Origin of the sequence: Paraburkholderia sp. SIMBA_053 (assembly GCF_046534895.1) — a bacterium.
In the GTDB taxonomy this organism is placed as follows: Bacteria; Pseudomonadota; Gammaproteobacteria; order Burkholderiales; family Burkholderiaceae; genus Paraburkholderia; species Paraburkholderia caledonica.
Genome location: NZ_JAWRXU010000322.1, coordinates 1 through 325, shown reverse-complemented (window position 1 = coordinate 325; position 325 = coordinate 1). Strand labels below are relative to the sequence as shown.

The 325-nt window shown below is 64.0% G+C and carries 1 protein-coding gene; it reads left to right on the top strand.

The window, feature by feature from the left end; all coding sequences use genetic code 11:
• Positions 1 to 325 (top strand): NDP-sugar synthase (locus tag SB753_RS35825; RefSeq protein ID WP_410804833.1); only part of this gene is annotated, 325 nt, incomplete at both ends.

Genomic DNA, 325 nt, shown 5'->3' with positions numbered 1-325 from the left:
GCAAGCCGCTGATTGTCTGGCAGATCGAACGGCTCGCGCGCGCGGGCTTTGAAACCATCGTGATCAATCACGCGTGGCTCGGCGAGCAGATCGAAGCCGCGCTCGGCGACGGTTCACGCTGGCACGTCGAACTGCGCTATTCGCCCGAGCGTGAAGCACTGGAGACCGCGGGCGGCATCGTGCAGGCGCTTACGCTGATCGAAGATAACGGGGCAAGCGAAGTGTTCGTCGCGGTGAGCGGCGACGTGTACGCGGACTTCGATTACAGCAGGTTGAGCGCGCGCGCCGACGCATTGAAGGCTTTGCCCGAGCCGGGCATGCATCT